The organism is Bradyrhizobium sp. ma5, from assembly GCF_042258955.1.
In the GTDB taxonomy this organism is placed as follows: Bacteria; Pseudomonadota; Alphaproteobacteria; order Rhizobiales; family Xanthobacteraceae; genus Bradyrhizobium.
Genome location: NZ_CP170156.1, coordinates 1,239,643 through 1,257,819 on the forward strand (window position 1 = coordinate 1,239,643; position 18,177 = coordinate 1,257,819).

19 protein-coding genes are annotated in these 18,177 nt (G+C 58.9%); 13 read left to right on the forward strand and 6 right to left on the reverse strand.

Annotated features, from left to right (window positions below):
- The first annotated feature begins 6 nt into the window (after nt 1-6).
- The 5 genes from ACE103_RS05655 to ACE103_RS05675 all read left to right on the forward strand — a co-directional run bounded on the left by ACE103_RS05655 (nt 7) and on the right by ACE103_RS05675 (nt 4,754).
- Entirely contained in the window at nt 7-723 is a 717-nt protein-coding gene (locus tag ACE103_RS05655) for an isochorismatase family protein (RefSeq protein WP_375778640.1), read from the forward strand.
- Nucleotides 720-1,610 carry an alpha/beta fold hydrolase gene (locus ACE103_RS05660; protein WP_375778641.1) on the forward strand — a complete coding sequence of 297 codons (891 nt, stop codon included), beginning with the start codon at nt 720-722 and terminating at the stop codon, nt 1,608-1,610. Before ACE103_RS05655 ends, ACE103_RS05660 begins: the two co-directional genes overlap by 4 nt.
- Nucleotides 1,591-2,643 carry a leucyl aminopeptidase gene (locus ACE103_RS05665; protein WP_375778642.1) on the forward strand — a complete coding sequence of 351 codons (1,053 nt, stop codon included), beginning with the start codon at nt 1,591-1,593 and terminating at the stop codon, nt 2,641-2,643. Before ACE103_RS05660 ends, ACE103_RS05665 begins: the two co-directional genes overlap by 20 nt.
- A gap of 164 nt (nt 2,644-2,807) precedes the next feature.
- Nucleotides 2,808-4,157 (forward strand): MFS transporter, encoded by a 1,350-nt coding sequence (locus ACE103_RS05670; protein ID WP_375778643.1) that lies wholly within the window; start codon nt 2,808-2,810, stop codon nt 4,155-4,157.
- Between the two features lie 378 nt (nt 4,158-4,535).
- On the forward strand, nt 4,536-4,754 hold the full coding sequence (locus ACE103_RS05675) for a hypothetical protein (protein ID WP_375778644.1): 219 nt from the start codon (nt 4,536-4,538) through the stop codon (nt 4,752-4,754).
- Nucleotides 4,755-5,081: 327 nt separating this feature from the next.
- Here the strand turns inward: ACE103_RS05675 and ACE103_RS05680 are convergent, their stop codons facing one another.
- A complete protein-coding gene (locus ACE103_RS05680; protein ID WP_375778645.1) occupies nt 5,082-5,300 on the reverse strand; it encodes a hypothetical protein in 219 nt (72 codons plus the stop codon).
- A gap of 155 nt (nt 5,301-5,455) precedes the next feature.
- On the opposite strand from ACE103_RS05680, the gene ACE103_RS05685 reads away from it, so the two are divergent.
- Nucleotides 5,456-5,683: a DUF3551 domain-containing protein gene (locus ACE103_RS05685; protein WP_375778646.1), complete on the forward strand. Its 228-nt coding sequence runs from the start codon at nt 5,456-5,458 to the stop codon at nt 5,681-5,683.
- An 83-nt stretch (nt 5,684-5,766) separates the two neighbouring features.
- Here ACE103_RS05685 and ACE103_RS05690 read toward each other — a convergent pair whose 3' ends face one another.
- A complete protein-coding gene (locus ACE103_RS05690; protein ID WP_223970459.1) occupies nt 5,767-6,156 on the reverse strand; it encodes a PRC-barrel domain-containing protein in 390 nt (129 codons plus the stop codon).
- Between the two features lie 1,248 nt (nt 6,157-7,404).
- On the opposite strand from ACE103_RS05690, the gene ACE103_RS05695 reads away from it, so the two are divergent.
- Nucleotides 7,405-7,659, forward strand: coding sequence for a hypothetical protein (locus ACE103_RS05695; protein ID WP_375778647.1), 255 nt, complete (start codon nt 7,405-7,407; stop codon nt 7,657-7,659).
- Nucleotides 7,660-7,937: 278 nt separating this feature from the next.
- Here the strand turns inward: ACE103_RS05695 and ACE103_RS05700 are convergent, their stop codons facing one another.
- Nucleotides 7,938-8,060, reverse strand: coding sequence for a hypothetical protein (locus ACE103_RS05700; RefSeq protein ID WP_263009984.1), 123 nt, complete (start codon nt 8,058-8,060; stop codon nt 7,938-7,940).
- 1,218 nt (nt 8,061-9,278) lie between these two features.
- Here ACE103_RS05700 and ACE103_RS05705 point away from each other — a divergent pair.
- Entirely contained in the window at nt 9,279-9,554 is a 276-nt protein-coding gene (locus ACE103_RS05705) for a hypothetical protein (protein ID WP_375778648.1), read from the forward strand.
- A gap of 413 nt (nt 9,555-9,967) precedes the next feature.
- Here the strand turns inward: ACE103_RS05705 and ACE103_RS05710 are convergent, their stop codons facing one another.
- Both ACE103_RS05710 and ACE103_RS05715 read right to left on the reverse strand, forming a co-directional pair.
- On the reverse strand, nt 9,968-10,201 hold the full coding sequence (locus ACE103_RS05710) for a hypothetical protein (RefSeq protein WP_375778649.1): 234 nt from the start codon (nt 10,199-10,201) through the stop codon (nt 9,968-9,970).
- 1,207 nt (nt 10,202-11,408) lie between these two features.
- The gene (locus ACE103_RS05715; RefSeq protein ID WP_223970450.1) at nt 11,409-11,699 is read right to left on the reverse strand and encodes a response regulator; all 291 of its coding nucleotides are present in this window, start codon (nt 11,697-11,699) and stop codon (nt 11,409-11,411) included.
- A gap of 308 nt (nt 11,700-12,007) precedes the next feature.
- Between ACE103_RS05715 and ACE103_RS05720 the strand changes: the two genes are divergently transcribed.
- The 3 genes from ACE103_RS05720 (at nt 12,008) to ACE103_RS05730 (ending at nt 14,450) form a co-directional block, all read left to right on the forward strand.
- Nucleotides 12,008-12,217, forward strand: coding sequence for a hypothetical protein (locus ACE103_RS05720; protein WP_223970449.1), 210 nt, complete (start codon nt 12,008-12,010; stop codon nt 12,215-12,217).
- Between the two features lie 136 nt (nt 12,218-12,353).
- A complete protein-coding gene (locus tag ACE103_RS05725) occupies nt 12,354-13,430 on the forward strand; it encodes a glycosyltransferase family 4 protein (protein WP_223970448.1) in 1,077 nt (358 codons plus the stop codon).
- A 12-nt stretch (nt 13,431-13,442) separates the two neighbouring features.
- Nucleotides 13,443-14,450 (forward strand): L,D-transpeptidase family protein, encoded by a 1,008-nt coding sequence (locus ACE103_RS05730; RefSeq protein ID WP_375778650.1) that lies wholly within the window; start codon nt 13,443-13,445, stop codon nt 14,448-14,450.
- A 1-nt stretch (nt 14,451) separates the two neighbouring features.
- On the opposite strand, the gene ACE103_RS05735 is transcribed toward ACE103_RS05730, so the two are convergent.
- Nucleotides 14,452-14,853, reverse strand: a complete 402-nt coding sequence (locus ACE103_RS05735; RefSeq protein ID WP_375778651.1) for a hypothetical protein — start codon at nt 14,851-14,853, stop codon at nt 14,452-14,454.
- 65 nt (nt 14,854-14,918) lie between these two features.
- Between ACE103_RS05735 and ACE103_RS05740 the strand changes: the two genes are divergently transcribed.
- The gene (locus tag ACE103_RS05740; RefSeq protein ID WP_223970444.1) at nt 14,919-15,542 is read left to right on the forward strand and encodes a response regulator transcription factor; all 624 of its coding nucleotides are present in this window, start codon (nt 14,919-14,921) and stop codon (nt 15,540-15,542) included.
- 289 nt (nt 15,543-15,831) lie between these two features.
- Complete coding sequence (locus ACE103_RS05745) at nt 15,832-17,934, forward strand: LuxR C-terminal-related transcriptional regulator (protein ID WP_375778652.1); 2,103 nt, start codon at nt 15,832-15,834, stop codon at nt 17,932-17,934.
- Nucleotides 17,935-18,177: the final 243 nt, after the last annotated feature.

The following is an 18,177-nucleotide window of genomic DNA, read 5'->3' on the forward strand; positions in this document are numbered from 1 at the left end:
ACAACAGTGACTGGCAACAGGCAACCTTGGGACGCTGTGATACCCCCCGATGAGCGCGAGACCTATGCTCTCGCCGGGCTGGGTGGCGCAGCGGGATTCGGCAAACGACCGGCGTTGCTGGTCATCGACGTGCAGTATCGTTCGGTCGGCGACCGGCCGATGCCGATCCGCGAAGCGATCAAGCAATACCCCACCAGCTGCGGCGAGGCTGGTTGGCATGCCGTTGCACACATCGCCGAATTGGTGCGGCTGTTTCGCGAGAAGAGGTGGCCGGTCGTTTTCCCGCATGTCGCGCGGAAGGTGGGCCAGGACCAGGGCGCGTTCTCCGCGAAGATCCCCGGTATCATGCGGATCCCGCCCGAGGGCTATGAGTTCGTCCGTGAGGTGGCTCCGGAGCCCGGCGAGTTGCTGCTGCCGAAGACGCAGGCAAGCGCATTCTTCGGTACTCCGCTTGCGACGTATCTGATCGGGGCTGCCGTCGACTCGCTTGTGGTGGCGGGCTGCACGACCAGCGGCTGCGTGCGGGCCTCGGTCGTAGATGCGTGCGCGCTGAACTTCAAATCAATCGTGCCAAGCGATGCCGTCTATGACCGCTCGCCCACGTCGCACGCCGTCAACCTGTTCGATATCGCCAGCAAATACGCAGATGTGGTGCCGACGGAAGTCGCAATCGAGCGCCTTCGTCCGCTGTCGGACTTCCGCAAAGAGGACTGGCCGACATGAGCCGCGCCCCAGCCTCCGGACTTCTGTATGGGGCACATGTGCGTGCCAACGGCATCCGTCAGCACTATCTGCGTTTCGGCGGAACAGGACCTGCTATCGTGATTGTGCCGGGCATATCGACCACCGCGGCGCAATGGGCTTTCATCGCGGAGCGATTGTGCATCGGACACGACGTATACGTGCTCGATGTCCGCGGTCGCGGCCTGTCCGAAAGTGGCCCGCATCTCAATTACTCTCTCGACGCGTGCGCATCCGATCTCGTCTCGTTCGCTGAAGCGCTCGGACTTGGTCCGTACACACTGATGGGCCACTCAATGGGCGGCCGTATCGGAGTACGTGCTGCACGTTGGCGGTCATCATCTGTTGAACAGCTGATATTGATCGATCCACCGGTCTCTGGTCCGGGACGCCGGGCCTACCCGATTCCGATCGAACCCCTCCTCAAACTGCTTCATAGCGCAAAGCTTGGCGAGATCGACGCAGCTCTGCGCAGCCCTTCCGCTCCTCGGTGGCCTGAGCAGCACATCCGCACCAGGGCGGAGTGGATGCATACTTGCGACGAGCGCGCGCTCATCGAAGGTCACAGGGGCTTTCATCACGATGACATTCATCGCGACCTCGCCCACCTTAGCGTTCCGACCGCATTAATCGTTGCGGGGCGGGGAGGGGTCATTCGGCCCGAAGATGAAGCAGAAATTCGCAGATTGCTGCCGTCACTTGCGATCAGGACGCTGGAGAATGCGGGGCACCAAATGCAGATCGACGATACCGAAGGCTTTCTTTCGATCGTCGAAGAGCTTCTGGCGCGACCGCGCGATCGGTTCGGCGACGGCGTTTCTACGTTCGGCAAACAGGAGATCAATAAAGATGTCCCGGCAAATCGTTGATGTTGAAATGCTCGAGCTGTTCAAGGCCGAGCTGACACTCTGCAAGGTAAAGAAGGGCGAAGTCGTCGCGGTCCTGAGCGGCGGCGAGGATCAGCAGGAATACGCCCAGGCTTTCATGCTTGCTGCGCAAAGCCTGAGCGCAACGACCTTTCATCTCAACGTACCCAAGTACGGCCAGGGCAAGGTCGCGGGCTTGCAGGGCCGGCATGCGCTCGCGGGCAACCAGCCGGCGATCGATACACTCAAGCGCGTGGATATGGTGATCGATCTTCTGGGGTTGCTGTTCTCCCGTGAGCAGCTCGAAATTCAGGAGGCAGGCACGCGCATCCTGCGTGTGATGGAGCCGTTCCACATCCTCAAGAAGATGTTCCCGACCGAAGATCTGCGCCGGCGAACAGAGCTCTCGCGAACCCTGCTGCAGTCGGCCGGCAAAATGCGGATCACGTCGCCGGGCGGAACGGATGTCATCTATGGCCTGAAGCAATACCCAGTCATTTCCGAATACGGATACACGGATGAGCCCGGGCGCTGGGATCACTTCCCGTCAGGTTTTGCCTTTACTCAGGCGACCGACGGCGAGGTCAACGGCACCGTGGTGCTGATGCCCGGTGACATCCTCTGCGCGTTTAAACGTTACATCCAGTCGCCGGTCACGCTGACCATCAAGGAAGGCTACATCGTCGACCTCAAGGGCGAAGGCACCGATGCGTTGCTCATCAAGAATTATATCGACAGCTTCGGCGATACGCGCGGCTGGGCGATCTCGCATATCGGCTGGGGGGCGAACGAGCGTGCCACCTGGCACCACATCGCCGCTTCCCAGGAACTCTCGTCGGAGCACATCATGAATGCGCTCTCCTTCTACGGGAACGTCCTGTTCTCGACGGGTCCGAACACGGAGCTCGGCGGTACGAATGACACGCCGTGTCATTTGGACATTCCGCTTCGCGGCTGCAGCCTCTGGCTCGACGATATCCACATCCTCGACAAGGGCGATTTTGCTTATTCGGCGTTGAAGGCACCGGGCCGCTAGGCTCCGCATCACGCGCGCAAGTCCTGAGTCGCGAATGCGCTCCGAATGATACCGGATCGCGCTTGTGACCCCCAATAAATGCCGAAGCGCCGTTCGACCCTCAAAGAGGCAGCAAGCGTCTCGGCACGTCTATCGATCTCAATCCTCCAACAGGAACGCGTCACATGTCGGCAGCCACCTCGAGTTCGGAAGACTACACCCCGGGGCAACGGTATTCGATCATGATATCGGCGATGCTGGGCTACATACTCGACTTCTATGACGTTCTGATATTCCCGTTCCTCTTGCCTGCGATCCAGCGATCGATGTCGCTATCGCTCACCGAGGTCGGCTCGCTGCAAGCGCTTACATTGTTCGGATCGGCCATCGGTGGAGCGCTATTCGGCGTTATCGGTGATCGATTTGGCCGAAAGACCTCGCTTCAGCTCACAATCGCACTGTTTTCCGTCGCCGCGATCGTTTCGGCGTTCGCATGGAATTACTGGTCTCTTGCCGCGCTGCGCCTGATCACCGGTATCGGTCTCGGCGGCGAGTACGGCGTTGGCATGGTGCTCTTCAACGAGGCCTGGAAAAAAGGCAGCCGAGGTTTGGGGGCGGCCGCGCTCCAAGGTTGCGCCGTGATCGCGTCGTCCACGGCTTCAATCGTTGGCATCTGGCTGATTGCAACGTTCAGTGACGAGTGGAGCTGGCGCATCGGCTTGCTGAGTGGCGGCGTGCCCATTCTGCTGATCATCTTTATTCGCTTCTTCATGCCTGAATCCAAGATCTGGCTAGAGTATGAGGCGCAACGCAAGGCCAGCCGGGCCACGGCAGAAGCTCGCACACTTCCGCTCGCTGATCTCTTCCGGAACGGGCTGGCACGGCAAACCGTCATCGGCTTCGTATGGTTGATGAGCTATATGCTCTGCTACTACAGCGTCGTGTCTTTTATTCCGACGCTGCTGCTGCGTGATATGCATACGCCGGGTGATGTCGTCCGTACGACGGCCGTCCTGCTCTCCGTAGTCAGCGGCATTTGCTACCTCGCGAACGGTTTTTTCAACGACAGAGCTGGCCGCCGCTTCGGAGCTCTCGTGCCCGCGCTGTTTTGGGTCGGGTCTCTGGTTGGTATGGCCGTCTGGGGCAGTCAGCTCTACGCCGGATCGAAGGCCGAATGGCCGATGTTCTGGCTCTACATCTGTTTCGGCATTGGCAACGTGGCGCTGGGTGTGACCGGCGTCTGGATTTCCGAACTCTATCCGGTCAACCTGCGTGCGACGGCGGTGTCTACATTCTATATGGGAGGTCGAGGGCTTGGCAGCATAGCCCCCGTGATTGTACCGCTCGCGGCCGGGCATCTAGGCGGAAGCCTGCTGAACGGGATGGTCGCCGTGGCCCTTCCCGCTGCGACTATCTTCATTCTCTCCTCACTTCTGCTTCCCGAGACCCTGGGTCGTGATTTATCCGCAAGGGGTTTTAAGGTCGACACGGAGACGGAAGGCAACTTGAAGGCAGCTTCGGTCTCGGGTGTCTGACGGACGAACGAGCAGATGACGGCGGGTGCATTATGCGCATGCGGCATGAAAAGATATGCCATCGGGGACCTTACAAAAATGGACCTGGCGCGCTTGATGCGGGGCCACAGGTTGCATCGTATGCTCTGGGACGACGCAGGCGAACGCTCCTGTTGGTCACAGGGCACTTTTGGCGATTGCGAACAGGGCCAGCGAAGAGCGCAGTCACGGCCCGGCCGGGTGGGCCACCCGGGACGGTCTGTTCGGGCGGTGAGGCGTTCAGATCTGTTCCCCGAGGCAGCGCGCCGGTGTCAGCCGGCGCGCTCTTCGCTTTTGCTGGGGAACGAAAGTAGGGTTTGAGCGGTAGGCTTGTCGAGGGCGGGTAACCGGAGCGCCCAAATGAACGAGATACCCAGCCAAACTGCCGAGCCGCCGATCATCACCGTCGGCGAATTGAAGGCCGAGTTGAGCCGACTGCCGGATCACGCCGCGGTCACGTTTCGATGTCCGCTTCAGGAGCAGGAGTTTAGATTTTATCGCCTTCAAAGTCCGTCGCCGCATGTTGTTGAAATAGAGCTCAACCAGTATCCAGAAACGCCACCAGTCGTGCCAACGTGATCGGAGCCAGATATGTCCAGACTTTCTGCTCTATCCGCTAGACACAGGACCCTCCATGTCCGTTCTGCGGCCAGCTCATGGTGCTCGCGTCTGGAGAGAGGCGGGCCCAACCTTCTGACCTTCCGACGTGGTCGATGTGGCCGGTCGGAAAAGTTCATTTGTGAGGAATGAACGCAGCCGAGTCTCTCGCGATCAAGCCCAGCGACAACGACTTCATAGGCTGTCACTTACAGAACTTGCCGGCAGGCTGCGCAAGGACAGCCGTCAGATCGCCGGATAGAGCGCAGTACCTCGCTGGGTGCCGGGCTTCTGTCCCGCGTTTTGCGACTAGGACCACGGCGGCTCTTCGTTCGCCCCGGCTGTCTCGTGGTGGATCGTGACGCCTGCCGAGCGCAACCCGGTCAGCAACACAGTTCTTACAGAGGCAGGCTCGAATCCAATATCCTTCGCGTTGGGTGGATGTGCCTCGCTGTCCTTCAGTCGGAGCGCCAAGTGCAATTGCTCGCAAAGGTGCTGAACGACAAGATTGACCTGATCGTCAGTCATGAACTGCCTACCATTTTGCTACCCAGCTAAGTTAGCACACATGAAAATAGGGCGGTACGCGATTGGACCGCCCCAAGGATCAACCCCACGCGATTGCGCACGGAAGGGTTCCGCCGGGGCAGGCGGAAGCGACTACCGGGCGACTAGGACGGCGCTTGGCACAGATTTCTCCTGCCAGCGCTCAAGATTCTCCGTGGTGTGTTCAGGGAGGACGTGTCGGATATCCCGGCGACTGCATGTACCAGACGCGCGCACAGTGCCTCGCGTCAGCATCTGGAAGGAACGTGACTTGCGGCATCAATCCCCGTGCGGCGTTCGGTCAGAGGCGGCGGGGATACCGCGATCGATTGATGCTCCGGTATCCACGAGGCTCGGCACGCTGATCAACCAGGGCAATCGACAGGCAGTGAGCGAAATCGATCGAGCGGGATGCTCGATCACACTTCGCTCTACGATCTCAGGCTGACTACTTGCTGTCGGGGACCCAGGTCGTGCTTGCCTTGTCGTACTTGAATCCGGGCGCCGACTTCAAGCCGTCCTTCGTCTCATTAAGGGTGAGCCACCACTTGTTGTCCTTCTTGGTGGTCTTTACCGCGGTAAAAGGAACGATGACGTCCTTCTCGCCCGCTCCGAGAAACCCGCCGACGCCGATCACGAGGCCATTAACCTTCCCGGATTTGTCAACGAGCACATCGTCAACGTCGCCGATCTTGCTTTCCTTCGGATCGTAGACCGACTGCTTATAGTAGTTCGTCACGGTCCAGCTCTCGGCCGGCGCTGTCGACATGGTCTCGGCGGCATGCGCCGCAGTGATCACCGCCGCGGCGGCGATAGATCCGATAATTAGGGTCTTCATGGGTGTCCTCCTCTGTGTGACGCACGTGTAACCTAGCCTATCCAGAGAAGTTCCTGCATGGTCGGTTCAGAGCGCCCAGCGGTGCGGTGCTGAAGGCCGCGCTTAGGCAGCAAAATGTCTCGCCAATCTGTCTTCGAGCAAAACGAGATCGGCCTGAGCTGTTCAAAGCAGCCTGCCATATTGGCTCGACGGAGGAGCGACGGTACCGACGACAGGCCCACGACTGGGGCAAGTTGATGAACCGGCAGAGCGTTCAGCCGCTTGGCGGACCCTACCGGCGGCAACACGGGAGGAATAAACACGTGGGGAGCTGGGGCTTTTGGCGCTTGGAGGCGTAACCCGAACCTCGATAGCTTCATGTGAGCGGCACTGGTCGCGTGTTGACTGACGTTTGTCGGCTCAAGGGCCACGATGACGATGACTATCACCAAAACGCCTGTTTCAACATCCGCTCACAACATAGGTTAGTTCACCGGCGTTTTGGCGGCTTCGCTTTCTGAACAGCGCTTCGGCAGGCAGGTTAGAGCTCGGGCAGGACACCAAGCCGAGTGGGAATATGAAACGAAGACGAGTGAAACAGCTGTACCCCACGTGAGGTGCGACTGGCCGACGAAGCCAGAGAGCTGCGCGAACAGGGCGAAGCAACTTCCCCCAGGTCCCTAGAGAGAATATCTGCTCGGTAGGGCTCGTTTCGACGAAACCGCCGCTAACATGACAGAGTGGCTGACGTCGCCTGGGTTACCGTCGCCAAAGTAGGTCGGCGGCACCGCAACGGGCCCACCGCACGCGAGTTGGCAGGAGTGGCAATCGACGAGGGCACAGGACGACCCGGAATGGCAGCGCGGCGGATCAAGCAGCCCCAAGCGGAAGCTTATCAAAAGGCCTGAGGTATCCAGAAGGTGCGTCGCGACCGAAACCAGCCTTAAAGTTCGGCGCTCCTTATTCGGATAGGATCGAAAGTGAGCTCTGCGCGTTAATGGTCAAGCCCAAAACGGAGGTCAACAATGATCAGTGACCGAGAACGGCGGGCCCCCACGGCAGCGGAACGCGAAGCCCGCAAAATATTCAGGCAGGCCGAAGCGAAGGAAACTTTGAGCGATTACGCCAAAGCGCAGAAAGCGCTCCACGATAATCGAGAGCGCCTAAAGGCAGAACGGCTGGCGCGGGAGACTGAAACGGCCAACCGCACAAAAGCATGTTAAGCGTCCCTCTGGATAAGCGCAGAGGGACTTCTCGGTGGAGGGCGAAATGGCCCTGCACTTCCGCCGCGCGACAGCCGATATCGAGATCTGGAGCGCGAGCGCTCAAAGCTATTCGTTCGTGATCAGCAACGAGAGCCGCATTGGTCTTGGTCTCCATGGGCCACCCGGCGTTGTTGCCTCATGGAGTTCCCTTGATTTGCGCAGGCCCGCCATGAGGGTGGGCGGATCGCCGTTCAAGACATTCGCTGAGGCGGAGAAGGCCTACGAAGCCTTGCTGAAACGCCTAATTCAGCAAGGGTGACACTCGTCCGGTCTTTCTTCACCATAAAAACGGACTTCGACCAAGACCTGGCCTTCCTGCCCGTCTGGACTGCGTTGGGCATTTCAATGAACCGCTCAGTATGGGCAATCGCTGCCTTATCCTGCATTGCCGGCGCGCCCTCGGTCGTCATGGCAGATTTTTTCGGCAGGTGAAAGCGCAGCCGTCGGGTGGTGTGCCGGACAACCAAGAAGTCCGCCATGAACCCGCTGTCGCTATGGTGGCCAGGGGAGAGCGATAAACCGGACCGCGCTTCCTAATCAGCCGGGGAACTGCGGCTGGATCAGCGATGCGATCATCAAGGCGGCGATGAGAAGTGACGGCCCGCAGCCGACCGCAGCAGCTAACCAAATCTCCGCATCGCGAAAGTAGTCGTCCTCCATGGCAATTCTCCAATGTTCAAATTATCAACGGAAGAATTTGGCCCGCGTTCCCAACATTGGCGGGATTGATGAGTCCGCATCGGGTGCTCGATGAACTCATGAGGGGCGCGAGTTACTCGGGTTGAGTCCCTGGAGAAGAGTGAACTGGGAATGGCGTTGGCGCTCTCCTTTGCAATTCAATGAAGCAAAGCGAGGAGGCCGCTGACGCAGGACGGCGGCCTCTTGGACCCGATCTCAAATGAACGTAATAAGATCGCCGCCGCACGCCCGCTCATCAGCTCCCCCGCAAGCGCTAAACTTCCTGTGTCACGCGACGGACATATCGCAGGTGAATCCGGGCGCAGGGGCCAAGTGGTAATATTGCCACTGTTCCTGGCATCGTGGCGCAGAATTAAGGATCGCGCTTGTCTCTTATCCGGATCCGGTGTGCGATCAGGTTGACCAATCTCGACCGACGCGGGACTGGCCATGTGGCCTCAGCAATCGCCCCCAGGGCCTCCAAGGGTTGCTGGGGCCACCTCGATTTGGATTCACCAGACCGACCCTGGATTTACGTAACTGACTTCATAGTCCTGGCTGGCCCACCAGCGACGCGCCCAATAAACTCATTTCACTCCAGCTCGGTACCGGCTCTAAGCGCCCTGTCATCAGCTACGCTTGAGACGAGCAATGCGTGTGTAGTCGCCCCAAAGCTCGATAATGTCATGCGCGTTCAGATAACGTTCGGCTCGCTGCTATGCCTCCTCGTCATCGATGCAAAGAAGCTCGTAGGTCGCGCGCGCGACGCCAGCGGTATCGACGGCGAAAGCCACGTAAGATTTGAGTTCGTGCATCGTCTTGTCCCATCCCCGACGCGTGTCGTGCCCTGGATCGCTCGGGGGCTGAGCTGGGGCTAACGTGGCTTCGGAGGCTGTAGCGGCCATTCTCCTCCCATGACGTTACGCCTCTTTGCCGAGTGTCACCCATCAGGCTTCGCAGTTGCTGCGGCGCGCTACCACCTTTGCGCCAGGACTTGGCCTTCGCCCTATATCCACTGGCTAATTCGGAATGGCAATTGCCGCGCGGGCATTTGTCGATTTACGATTTGCCCAATCGTGCGGATTGGCAGACCAACCCCACATCCCGACCATGCATATCGCGCGATGAGGGATCGGCGCTCCAGCCCACGGAGCGACGGACCCGCCCAATCTCGGGGAGCGGCCGCCAGGCCATCTTTAGATGGTGTCCATCAAGCGAAAGCCGATCGAGATTCCGCCGGAAGTCGCGCGCCAGTTCACGGCCGACATGAAGGCCTATCACGCCGAGCAGGATGACATCCGACGCGACCGAATAGCGGTCGGCACCAGGCATGTATTGTTGGTGCACAGGCGGGCCGGCACCAAGCTGCGGTTGAGCGAGGTCAAAGAATTGTTCGAGGAAAACGACCCGGAAGGCGTGGCGCGTTCGCATATGAGCTCCTGGAGTGAATTGCGCGAAAACGGTAGACGCATCTGATGACCAAGGACGTTCTGCCATCATAGCAATTGCCGCAGTGGCTGATGCTCGCGGGAGCATCGGTAGTGAGCGTTGGCTGCATTGGACTTGCGGTTCGCAGGAAGAATTCGACGGAATCTGCAATCGATCCGGAGCAAAGCCCGGAGCCTCATTCGAAGATGCCTCCGCTGCCGACCCTCCTTAAATCTCGCCCGAAGACCACAGGTAAGCCGCGTGATCAATAGGGCGGTGCCTAGCACTCGAGCTGTATCTTCTGCGACTATGCCGAATGGGTCTGGTAGAAGCTACTTGAGACCAGCCCTGGAGCGGTCCGCGTGCCTGCAATGGTCGTCGGGAACTTTCGATCTGCTAAATGTATATCGTTTCGGGGAGCTCCCGTGGCAGCGTGAACCGCGATGTATAGAGAAGGCATTTTAGATCAATTGAGGGAAATCGAACGTCAGGTAGTTGAAGGAGAGCGTCAGTTGGCCGAATGCGAGGCGCATCTCGTTGAACTGAAGCGACAAAGTCAGGACACAACCGCCGCCAAAGCCCGGTTTGAGATGTTGTGCGACAACCAGCGCCAGCGTGAGCAAGAGCGGCAACATCTCCTGTTCCTTCTTCAGCCCTAATGCGGACCCGTCGATCGAGGTGATCAGGTGCTTCACAGGCCCGCAATCGAATGACGCGACTTAGGCCCACTCGAGGTAGCAGACGCGTCTGCAGTTAAGGCCGCTCTCAGGCTGTCGTGCCTTCACCACGGCTTTGTCAACGTTGTTGATCGCTGAGAGCAACCCGTTTGGTATGCAGGCAACGCCGAATCCGGAAGGAGCCCGAGCGCAGATTGGTTGCAGAAGATCGCGGATTTTTCGGCGCATGGTGAATGAAACGAACGTGGAAGGCGGGCGAACCCGGCCCCGCATCGACGTCGTTGTGATCGGGACAGGCGAAACGAACTGAGGAGAGAAATATGAAAGCAATCGAAATGACTGCGGCTGTTGTGCTGAGTGCGATGGTGACGTTTGCGGGGCCAGCGTCGGCAAGGTTGGGAATGGCGCCATCATCGCCCGCAGGACGAAGCGTAATCCAAGTCCGCGGTGGCGGCCACGGCCACGGGCACCATGGCTGGCATAGCGGACGCGGTCATCATTACGGCTGGTTCAGGGGCCGCGGCAACCCGCATCGCTATCGTTGACGGACCGTGACCGAGGCGCCGCGCCGCGTGCGCCTCGGTCACGGGCTTTTGGAAAAAAGCGAAGAAGCATGGATCAGAAGAAACCGCTTAACCAGGCACTTTCCGATATTCGAGCGACCGGCGCGCAAAATCCACCCGCAGCCACTTCGTCAGCGAACTTCGAGCATCTGAGCGACCAGAGCGTACTACGACTGTACGAAAGCATACGCCATCAGGTCGAGGCCGATAGGGCGATGGTTGGCAGGTATCGCCTGGTCGGAGAGGCGGCCAAGACGAGAGCGCAGCTGCTGCAGACGAATTACTGCAGCGTGGACTGCAATTCAAGGAAATTCAATGGTAGCACCGACCCGAGAAGTCCGCCCGCTCTTCACGATCCGTGAAGGTCGATTTCTACGGCGATCCGAACGAGATCCGAGTGATTTCTGACGCCGAGTTTGGTTTGAGCTTGGACGTCGAATTGGCCGCCGTCTTGTAGGAAATGCCAAGTTCTGATGCGACTTTCGCGATCCGGCGACCTCGCTCGAAAAGATGCAGAATCTTGAGCTCTCGGGCGCTCATCGAGGCCACCGGGACCGAAATCAGGAAAGCAACGGTCTGCTCCCAAAAGAAGAGATGAAGCGCTCTCCCGCGGCCGCATGGCATCCGCCAACAGCTGAGGGTGCTCGCTTTTGAGACACATCCTAGCATGCCCGCCTCGACGGCGCCGGCCACGAAAGGGAGGCGTAGTTCGTGCCTAGGATGACAAGCCTGGCAGCAGAATCCTTCTTGAATATCCGCTGCGCCAGTTCGAGTCCGGATCGATCGGGAAGACCAGTGTCGATCACGGTCACCTCGGGATGCTTCCTGCAAAACGCAAGATTGCCCGTGTTTGCGTCGGACGTCTCCGAGATTTGGATGGAAGCGTCCGCAGCAAACAGGGATCGGCAGCCCCATATGACCACTCGATGATCATCGACGATCAATACTCGCACGATCGTATCGTCCTACGCGGCAAGAAGGGGCTTCGGAGGGAGAACGTCGAACTCGATTGAAGTTTCCTGGCAACGGCAGCCAATCTTTGAGCGGTCCAGGACGCATTCTTCTTCGAGAGACGTCCCCTCAACTGGAGCGATCGCAGCTTCTGAGCCGCGCGTCATCCTTAAGCTTCGGCGACGAGGGCGACTGCCACCACCGAACCTGGCTTCTACGCAATCTCTTCTCGCCCACTAGTTTTTCGGGAAAAAGTGGAAACCTTGGCCGTGGCAAGCGTTGCCGTCGACCAGTTTGACGGAGCCGGAACATGGTCGACGACATCCCGCTGAGAAAAGCCGTGGATACGGTTTGGTCGCTTTATCGAGCGAGCCATCGCGACATCGATGCCGCTGATAGCCGTCGTTGTTTGTTGGAACGTCATCTGAAAGGGAGGTGGGAAGCGGGCGTGAACGAGGTCGACGAACTCACCGGGTTCGGCCTTGCGTACCTCGACCGTCTCCCAGAGAACGAATGTTGAGGCTCATGGAGACTTTCGCTAGGCGAATTGTTGAGGGCACCGCCCGACCAGAGTGGACGCTCCTGGCAATTTCCGAACTCGCATCGATTGCCATCGTGCTGCTGCTCCGATCGTTGTTTCTGTTTTAGGGGCATTCATGCGCATAGCTCAGCTGGCCCCCCTTGCCGAGAGCGTTCCTCCCAAGCTCTACGGAGGCACCGAGCGGGTCGCGGCCTGGTTGGTGGACGAACTGGTCGAGCTCGGACACGACGTTACGCTCTTTGCGAGCGGCGATTCCAGGACGAGAGGCCAGCTCCATCCGGTATGGCCGCGCGCTCTCCGCCTGGGGCGTCAGGGCGTCGATCCCAACGCGGCTTGCGCGGTGCTGCTGGAAGCCATCGCCAAGCATGCGAGAGATTTCGACGTGATCCACGCGCATATCGATTGGCTTCCGCTTCCGCTGCTTAGCCGTCTCGGTGTCCCCTTTCTGACAACGATGCATGGGCGGCTGGACCTTCCGGGCCTGGTCGACGTCGTAAAGCGGTTTCCGGAGGCCGGTTTCGTCTCGATATCGGACAATCAACGCGTGCCGCTCCCAGAAGCGAACTGGATTGCCACCATTAGGCATGGCCTACCGTCCAACCTGTTCAAGCCGTCTTTCAACCCTGGATCCTATCTCGCCTTCCTCGGCCGCCTCACCAAGGAGAAAGGCCCTGAGGATGCGATCCGGATCGCGCGGGCGGCCGGGCGCCCGCTGCGGATTGCCGCCAAGATCCCACGTGGCGAGACCGGATACTTCAAAAAGAGCCTCGAACCGCACATCGACGGCCGCGCGGTCCAACTTGTGGGAGAAGTGAACGACGCCAAAAAGCAGCCGTTCCTCGCCGACGCCGCGGCCCTCCTGTTTCCGATCGATTGGCCAGAGCCTTTCGGTCTCGTCATGATCGAGGCGATGGCCTGCGGAACTCCCGTGATCGCCTACCGATCCGGATCTGTGCCCGAAGTCGTCGAGGACGGCGTGACGGGTTTCATCGTCGAAAACGAGGACCAGGCGGTAAAGGCGGTTGGTGAGCTTGGCCGCCTGGACCGGCGCACGGTGCGCGCCCGCTTCGAAGCGCGGTTCTCGGCCGGCCGAATGGCGCGGGATTATGAACGCGCATACCGCTCTTTGATCGCCGCATCGAGCGCCAAGGAAGCCGGCTTTCGCGCAGATCCGCAGCCATCGGCGACTTGAAAGGAGACCGCCATGTGGTTCAAAAAAGCAAGGCAGGTCGTACTGTTGCTGGTGGCCCTCGCCAATCCGGCGTGGAGTGCCGAGATAGGGGCCGCCGCCATCGATGCTGCCGAACCGACGAACAAGACCTTATCGAACACAAGGCCGACGCCGGCGGGGGTCCGCCTGCAGGTGCTGCTCGACCGGGCCAAATTTTCGCCTGGCGAAATCGACGGAAGGTTCGGCGAAAACGCCAAGAAGGCGCTGAGGGCCTTCGCGGAAGCGCGCCAGCTGCCAAGCTCGAACATTCCGACTGTTGACCTCTGGAACGCACTCCGCGCCGACGATCGGCGGGTCACGGCAAATTACACCATCACGCAGCCGGATATCGCCGAGCCGTTTTTGAACAAACTCCCATCAAAGATGGAAGAAATGAAGGACCTGCCCAATCTTGGCTTCGCCAGCCCGCGAGAAGCATTGGCCGAGAAATTCCACATGAGCGAAGAACTGCTGTCGGCGCTTAATCCTGGACACCGCTTCGACCGCGTCGGAGAGACCATTGTCGTGGTAGATGTCGGCGCTGAAGGTGCCGAAACGTCCTCGAAAGCGGACAGGGTCGAAGTCGACAAAAGCCGTCAGACGGTGAAGCTATTCGACAGGTCGAATGCGCTGATCGGCTTCTATCCGGCAACGGTCGGAAGCGAAGAGAAGCCCTCGCCGACCGGGACCTTGAAGGTCACCGAGATCGATAAGAACCCGACCTACCGGTACAATCCGGACTATCATTTCAAAGGCGTCCGCTCCCGAAAACCTTTCACCATCAAGCCAGGTCCAAACAATCCGGTGGGCACAATGTGGATCAACCTTTCCGCCGAAGGATACGGGATCCACGGCACACCGACGCCGGGCAAGGTCTCGAAGGCGGAATCCCATGGATGCGTCCGCTTGACGAACTGGGATGCGGAGCGGGTCGCTGCACGCGTGGCGAAAGGTACAGTGGTCGCTTTCATAGAGAGTTCCGATCGAAAACAGAGACCTTGAGCTATGCCGGGGACATGGGAGCCTTCCTCACATTAAGAGGCAACTGCCACAATTTCCCGAATGGAACATCTCGACTTTCAGAACGTTCGCCCCGGTCGTTTTTCGACCGGACGACAGCATAAGCCCGATGGCCGCGGTGGAGAGCAACAGATTCGCGACAGAACCGATGTAACCAGCCAAAATACTCTTCCTGTGCCGCATGGATACTTTTCTGTCCCGGGATGCCCCGGAGAGCCTTCCAACCGGTCCGCTCGAAAGCGACACGCCGGTCGGGGGCGTTTTCTGCAATGTTGCCGAGCGCGTCGGATGCGAGCTCGGCCGAAAGGAACGAGCATTCCAGATCTTCTGCAATTTGCGGCTTCTTCGGTCGGCTCGCCAGAAGTCCGTTCAGATACTTAAACATTACAGTGTTCGCGACGTTCTCCACAGTTGAGGCAGTAACAACGTGCTAATACAGACCAGATCGACATGCGGGTACTGATCGTCGACGACCATCCCGTTGTCGTGATCGGCTGCCGAGCCTTGTTCAAGTCGGACCCCTCCGTTGAGATCCTGGAGGCTTCCGATGCAAAGGACGGCCATCGTACGTACTTGCAGAAGCATCCCGATGTCACCGTGGTTGACGCGAGGCTTCCAGACGTTACCGGCTTCGAGTTGGCCCGGCGAATCCGCAGGGATGATCCGGCCGCCAAAATAGTCATGCTCAGCGTGAGCGAAGATCCGGCGTTTGTGGTGCGCGCTATTGAGATGGGCATTCAAGGATATGTTTCAAAAAGTGATGATCCCCGGCTTTTGGCCAAGGCCATTCGGAAGGTTGCAGCCGGTGAGCGCTTCGTCTCACCGCGTCTGGCGGAGACGACGACCTTCGCAGGAGCGGCGGTCAAGGCCAGTCCCTTGACACAGATGAGCCCACGCGAACTCGAGATCCTGAGGCTTTTGGGTCGCGGCGACCGCATCTCAGAAGTCGCGTCCGAACTCGGCATTTCATATAAAACCGTTGCCAACACGACCTCCGTGCTGAAGTCGAAGCTCGGCGCGAAGAATCACTCCGATCTCGTCAGGATTGCAGTCGAGATCGATTTGCACCGCTGAATAGACGGGTTGGGCCCATTTTTTCGGCCATAAGCGCAATAGGCATTCTACGAAACTCGCTTCCATCCCTGATCGCAAATGTGGGCTTACAGAGATCGCCTCAAGTTGCATCTCCGCGGAGCGGTAACCTCTGACGGACGGCTAAGAGGCAATCCATCTGGAGCCGTCACTAACTGAATGACCTCATCGTCAAACCGTCCGTAAGAATCCATCACAATTAGGAACGCAATCTGTCGAGCGGACTTAATTTGCTTGTCATGCTTTGTGCGAGGCCGAGCGAAAGAAGCCCATGCGTCGCGTTCGACTTGTGATAGCAGATCGGCGTCCTATTGTTCTCCAGGGTTTTGCGTCGCTTCTGGGAGCCCAGCCCGATTTCGAAGTAGTTGCATGCTGTCTTGATGGAGCAAGTTGTCTTGCGGCCATACGCAGTGTGACCCCAGATGTGGTGTTGCTGGAGGACGGATTCACCGATGTAACCGCCTCCGACATCCTTGCCATCGCGGACGTCGAAGGTCTCTCCTCCCGACTGGTGTTTTTCACTGCTGCCGTCGCCTGCGGCGATCTTGCCAGTGCGCTTGCGACCGGTGTTTGCAGCGCGATTCCGATGAACGTCAAACCAGAGGCGCTGGTGCAGTCCCTAAGGCTAGAAAAGACGGGGTCAGACCTGGCGAGGGTTGGTAACGAAGCTAATGGAATCGAATCGTTCGGCGATAACGTTCAGGCGGTTTTGACCGTCAACGAGCGGACGATCATGGATCTCGTCGCCGAAGGTTTGTCGGACAGTGAAATTGCTCGGGTCCTGGGTGTCTCTCTAGAGATCGTCAGGATTCACATCGACCACGCGCGACAGAAGCTCGGAATTAACAACCGGACGGAGCTCGCCGCGCTGGCGCTGTCGCGCCGTTATGGCGCGATGAGTATCTTGGCAGCTGCGCTCCTGGCAGCGTTGGACGATTCGCCCGGTCATGCCGCAACCGAAAGTTTCACGGTCATGTCCGAAGACGGCCGCGCGGAGATCGTAACCTTTAAAATCGGCCGCAAGCAAGCAGTATCAGGTGGCACCCCAGCCAGAAGCGCGAGCAAGGACCGCGCCGGCGCCGCAACTGGGACCTCATCGCCGACTGGCAAGCTCGTCGACCCCGTGGCCGAGATTGCTGCGAGCGTATTTGCACAAGCAGCACTCAACGCGCCGAGGCCGAGTTCGAGCAGCTACAGCAACTTCATGGTTGCGGCTTTCGCCGCCTTGATCTACGAGCTCGATGGTGCCAACCATGCCGTGCAGGCGTTCGATTTCGGCGATGGCATCGTAAATTCATCTACCGAAAGCGTCGTCAACGGACCGGCATCCGTGCTTCCTGGCTTCGCAAATTTTGGCAGTATGGCGGTGTACGGTGAGGCGTTTGCATTCGAGTTCGCCCAAGGCGATATAACCGCCACAGACCACAGCGAGCTTTATGTCGGCAACGCCCATGTGGAAGATGGCGGCAGTGGCCGAGAAAACGCTATTCATCTAGGTTCCGGGGCTATTGATTTTATTGCGGTAGCGGCGCACGAAGCCGCGGAACGTGACGCCACGCAGACAGGCCGGGAAATCGTGTTAGATCAGGGTCGCTCGCAATCCGATTTGCGCGCTCCCGACAACAACTCGGAAGCCGCGAAGCTTGAGGCCCCGGGAGACGATTTAAATCACGGTCAATCGCAGAAAGCCCTGCATGAGGCCGACCACACCTCCGGCGCTGTCAAGGGGCACGCCAAGAACGAGGCCGCTGGAGAAAGTTTAAATCACGGTCATTCGCAGAAAGCCGTGCATGAGTCCGACCATACCTCCGGAGCCGCCAAGGGGCACGCCAAGAATGAGGCCGCTGCAGACAGTTTGAATCACGATCAATCGCAGAAAGCCGCGCATGAATCCGGCCACACATCCGCAGCCGCCAAGGGGCACGCTAAGAATGAGATCCCGGTAGATTCCAATCACGGACCGGCGCACGGCGATTTTCAGAAATTCGAAGATCGCTCCGCGGCCGGCAAGCAACACGGACAGCATCCACAGGCAGGTGATTTCAATAGTGGCAAACCGCAACACGATATGCCAATGACGCCCGAAAATTCTGCCAACGACGCACATTCGGGATTAAAGAACGAGGGCGGGCCTTCTTCCGACAAGGCAGAGCGGGCCACATCAGCGATCGCCACTAAACTTGACAATTCCTTTCATTTTAAAATTGGCGCCGATAATACCCTCGGAAATGGAAAAGCTCATGGAGATGGTCAGCATGCTATTGCGCCCGAGGGGCCGCCAGATCGGGATGCTGACGGGATCGATATTTCAAGTACGCACCATGACCACTCCTGGCACGTCGATCTTCATGCGGCTCACGATCTGATTGTGTAGCAAATACTGAACGGCCGGGCCTGGTTCATGCTTTCTACGCTGCTGATATTGCAACGTGTGAGCGATCATCTCCACGATGCGCGGCAGGCGCACGGCTATCCCTGAAAGTCAGCGTCCAAGCCGCAGCAAATGCGTGCCTTCATCGTGCCGAACGGATGCTCGACAGTCTCGCGACGAAGGCGCATGGCAAGCGCGTTCTCATCGAGCCGATGTAGGGCGCGTACTTATAAACTCGAACTCATA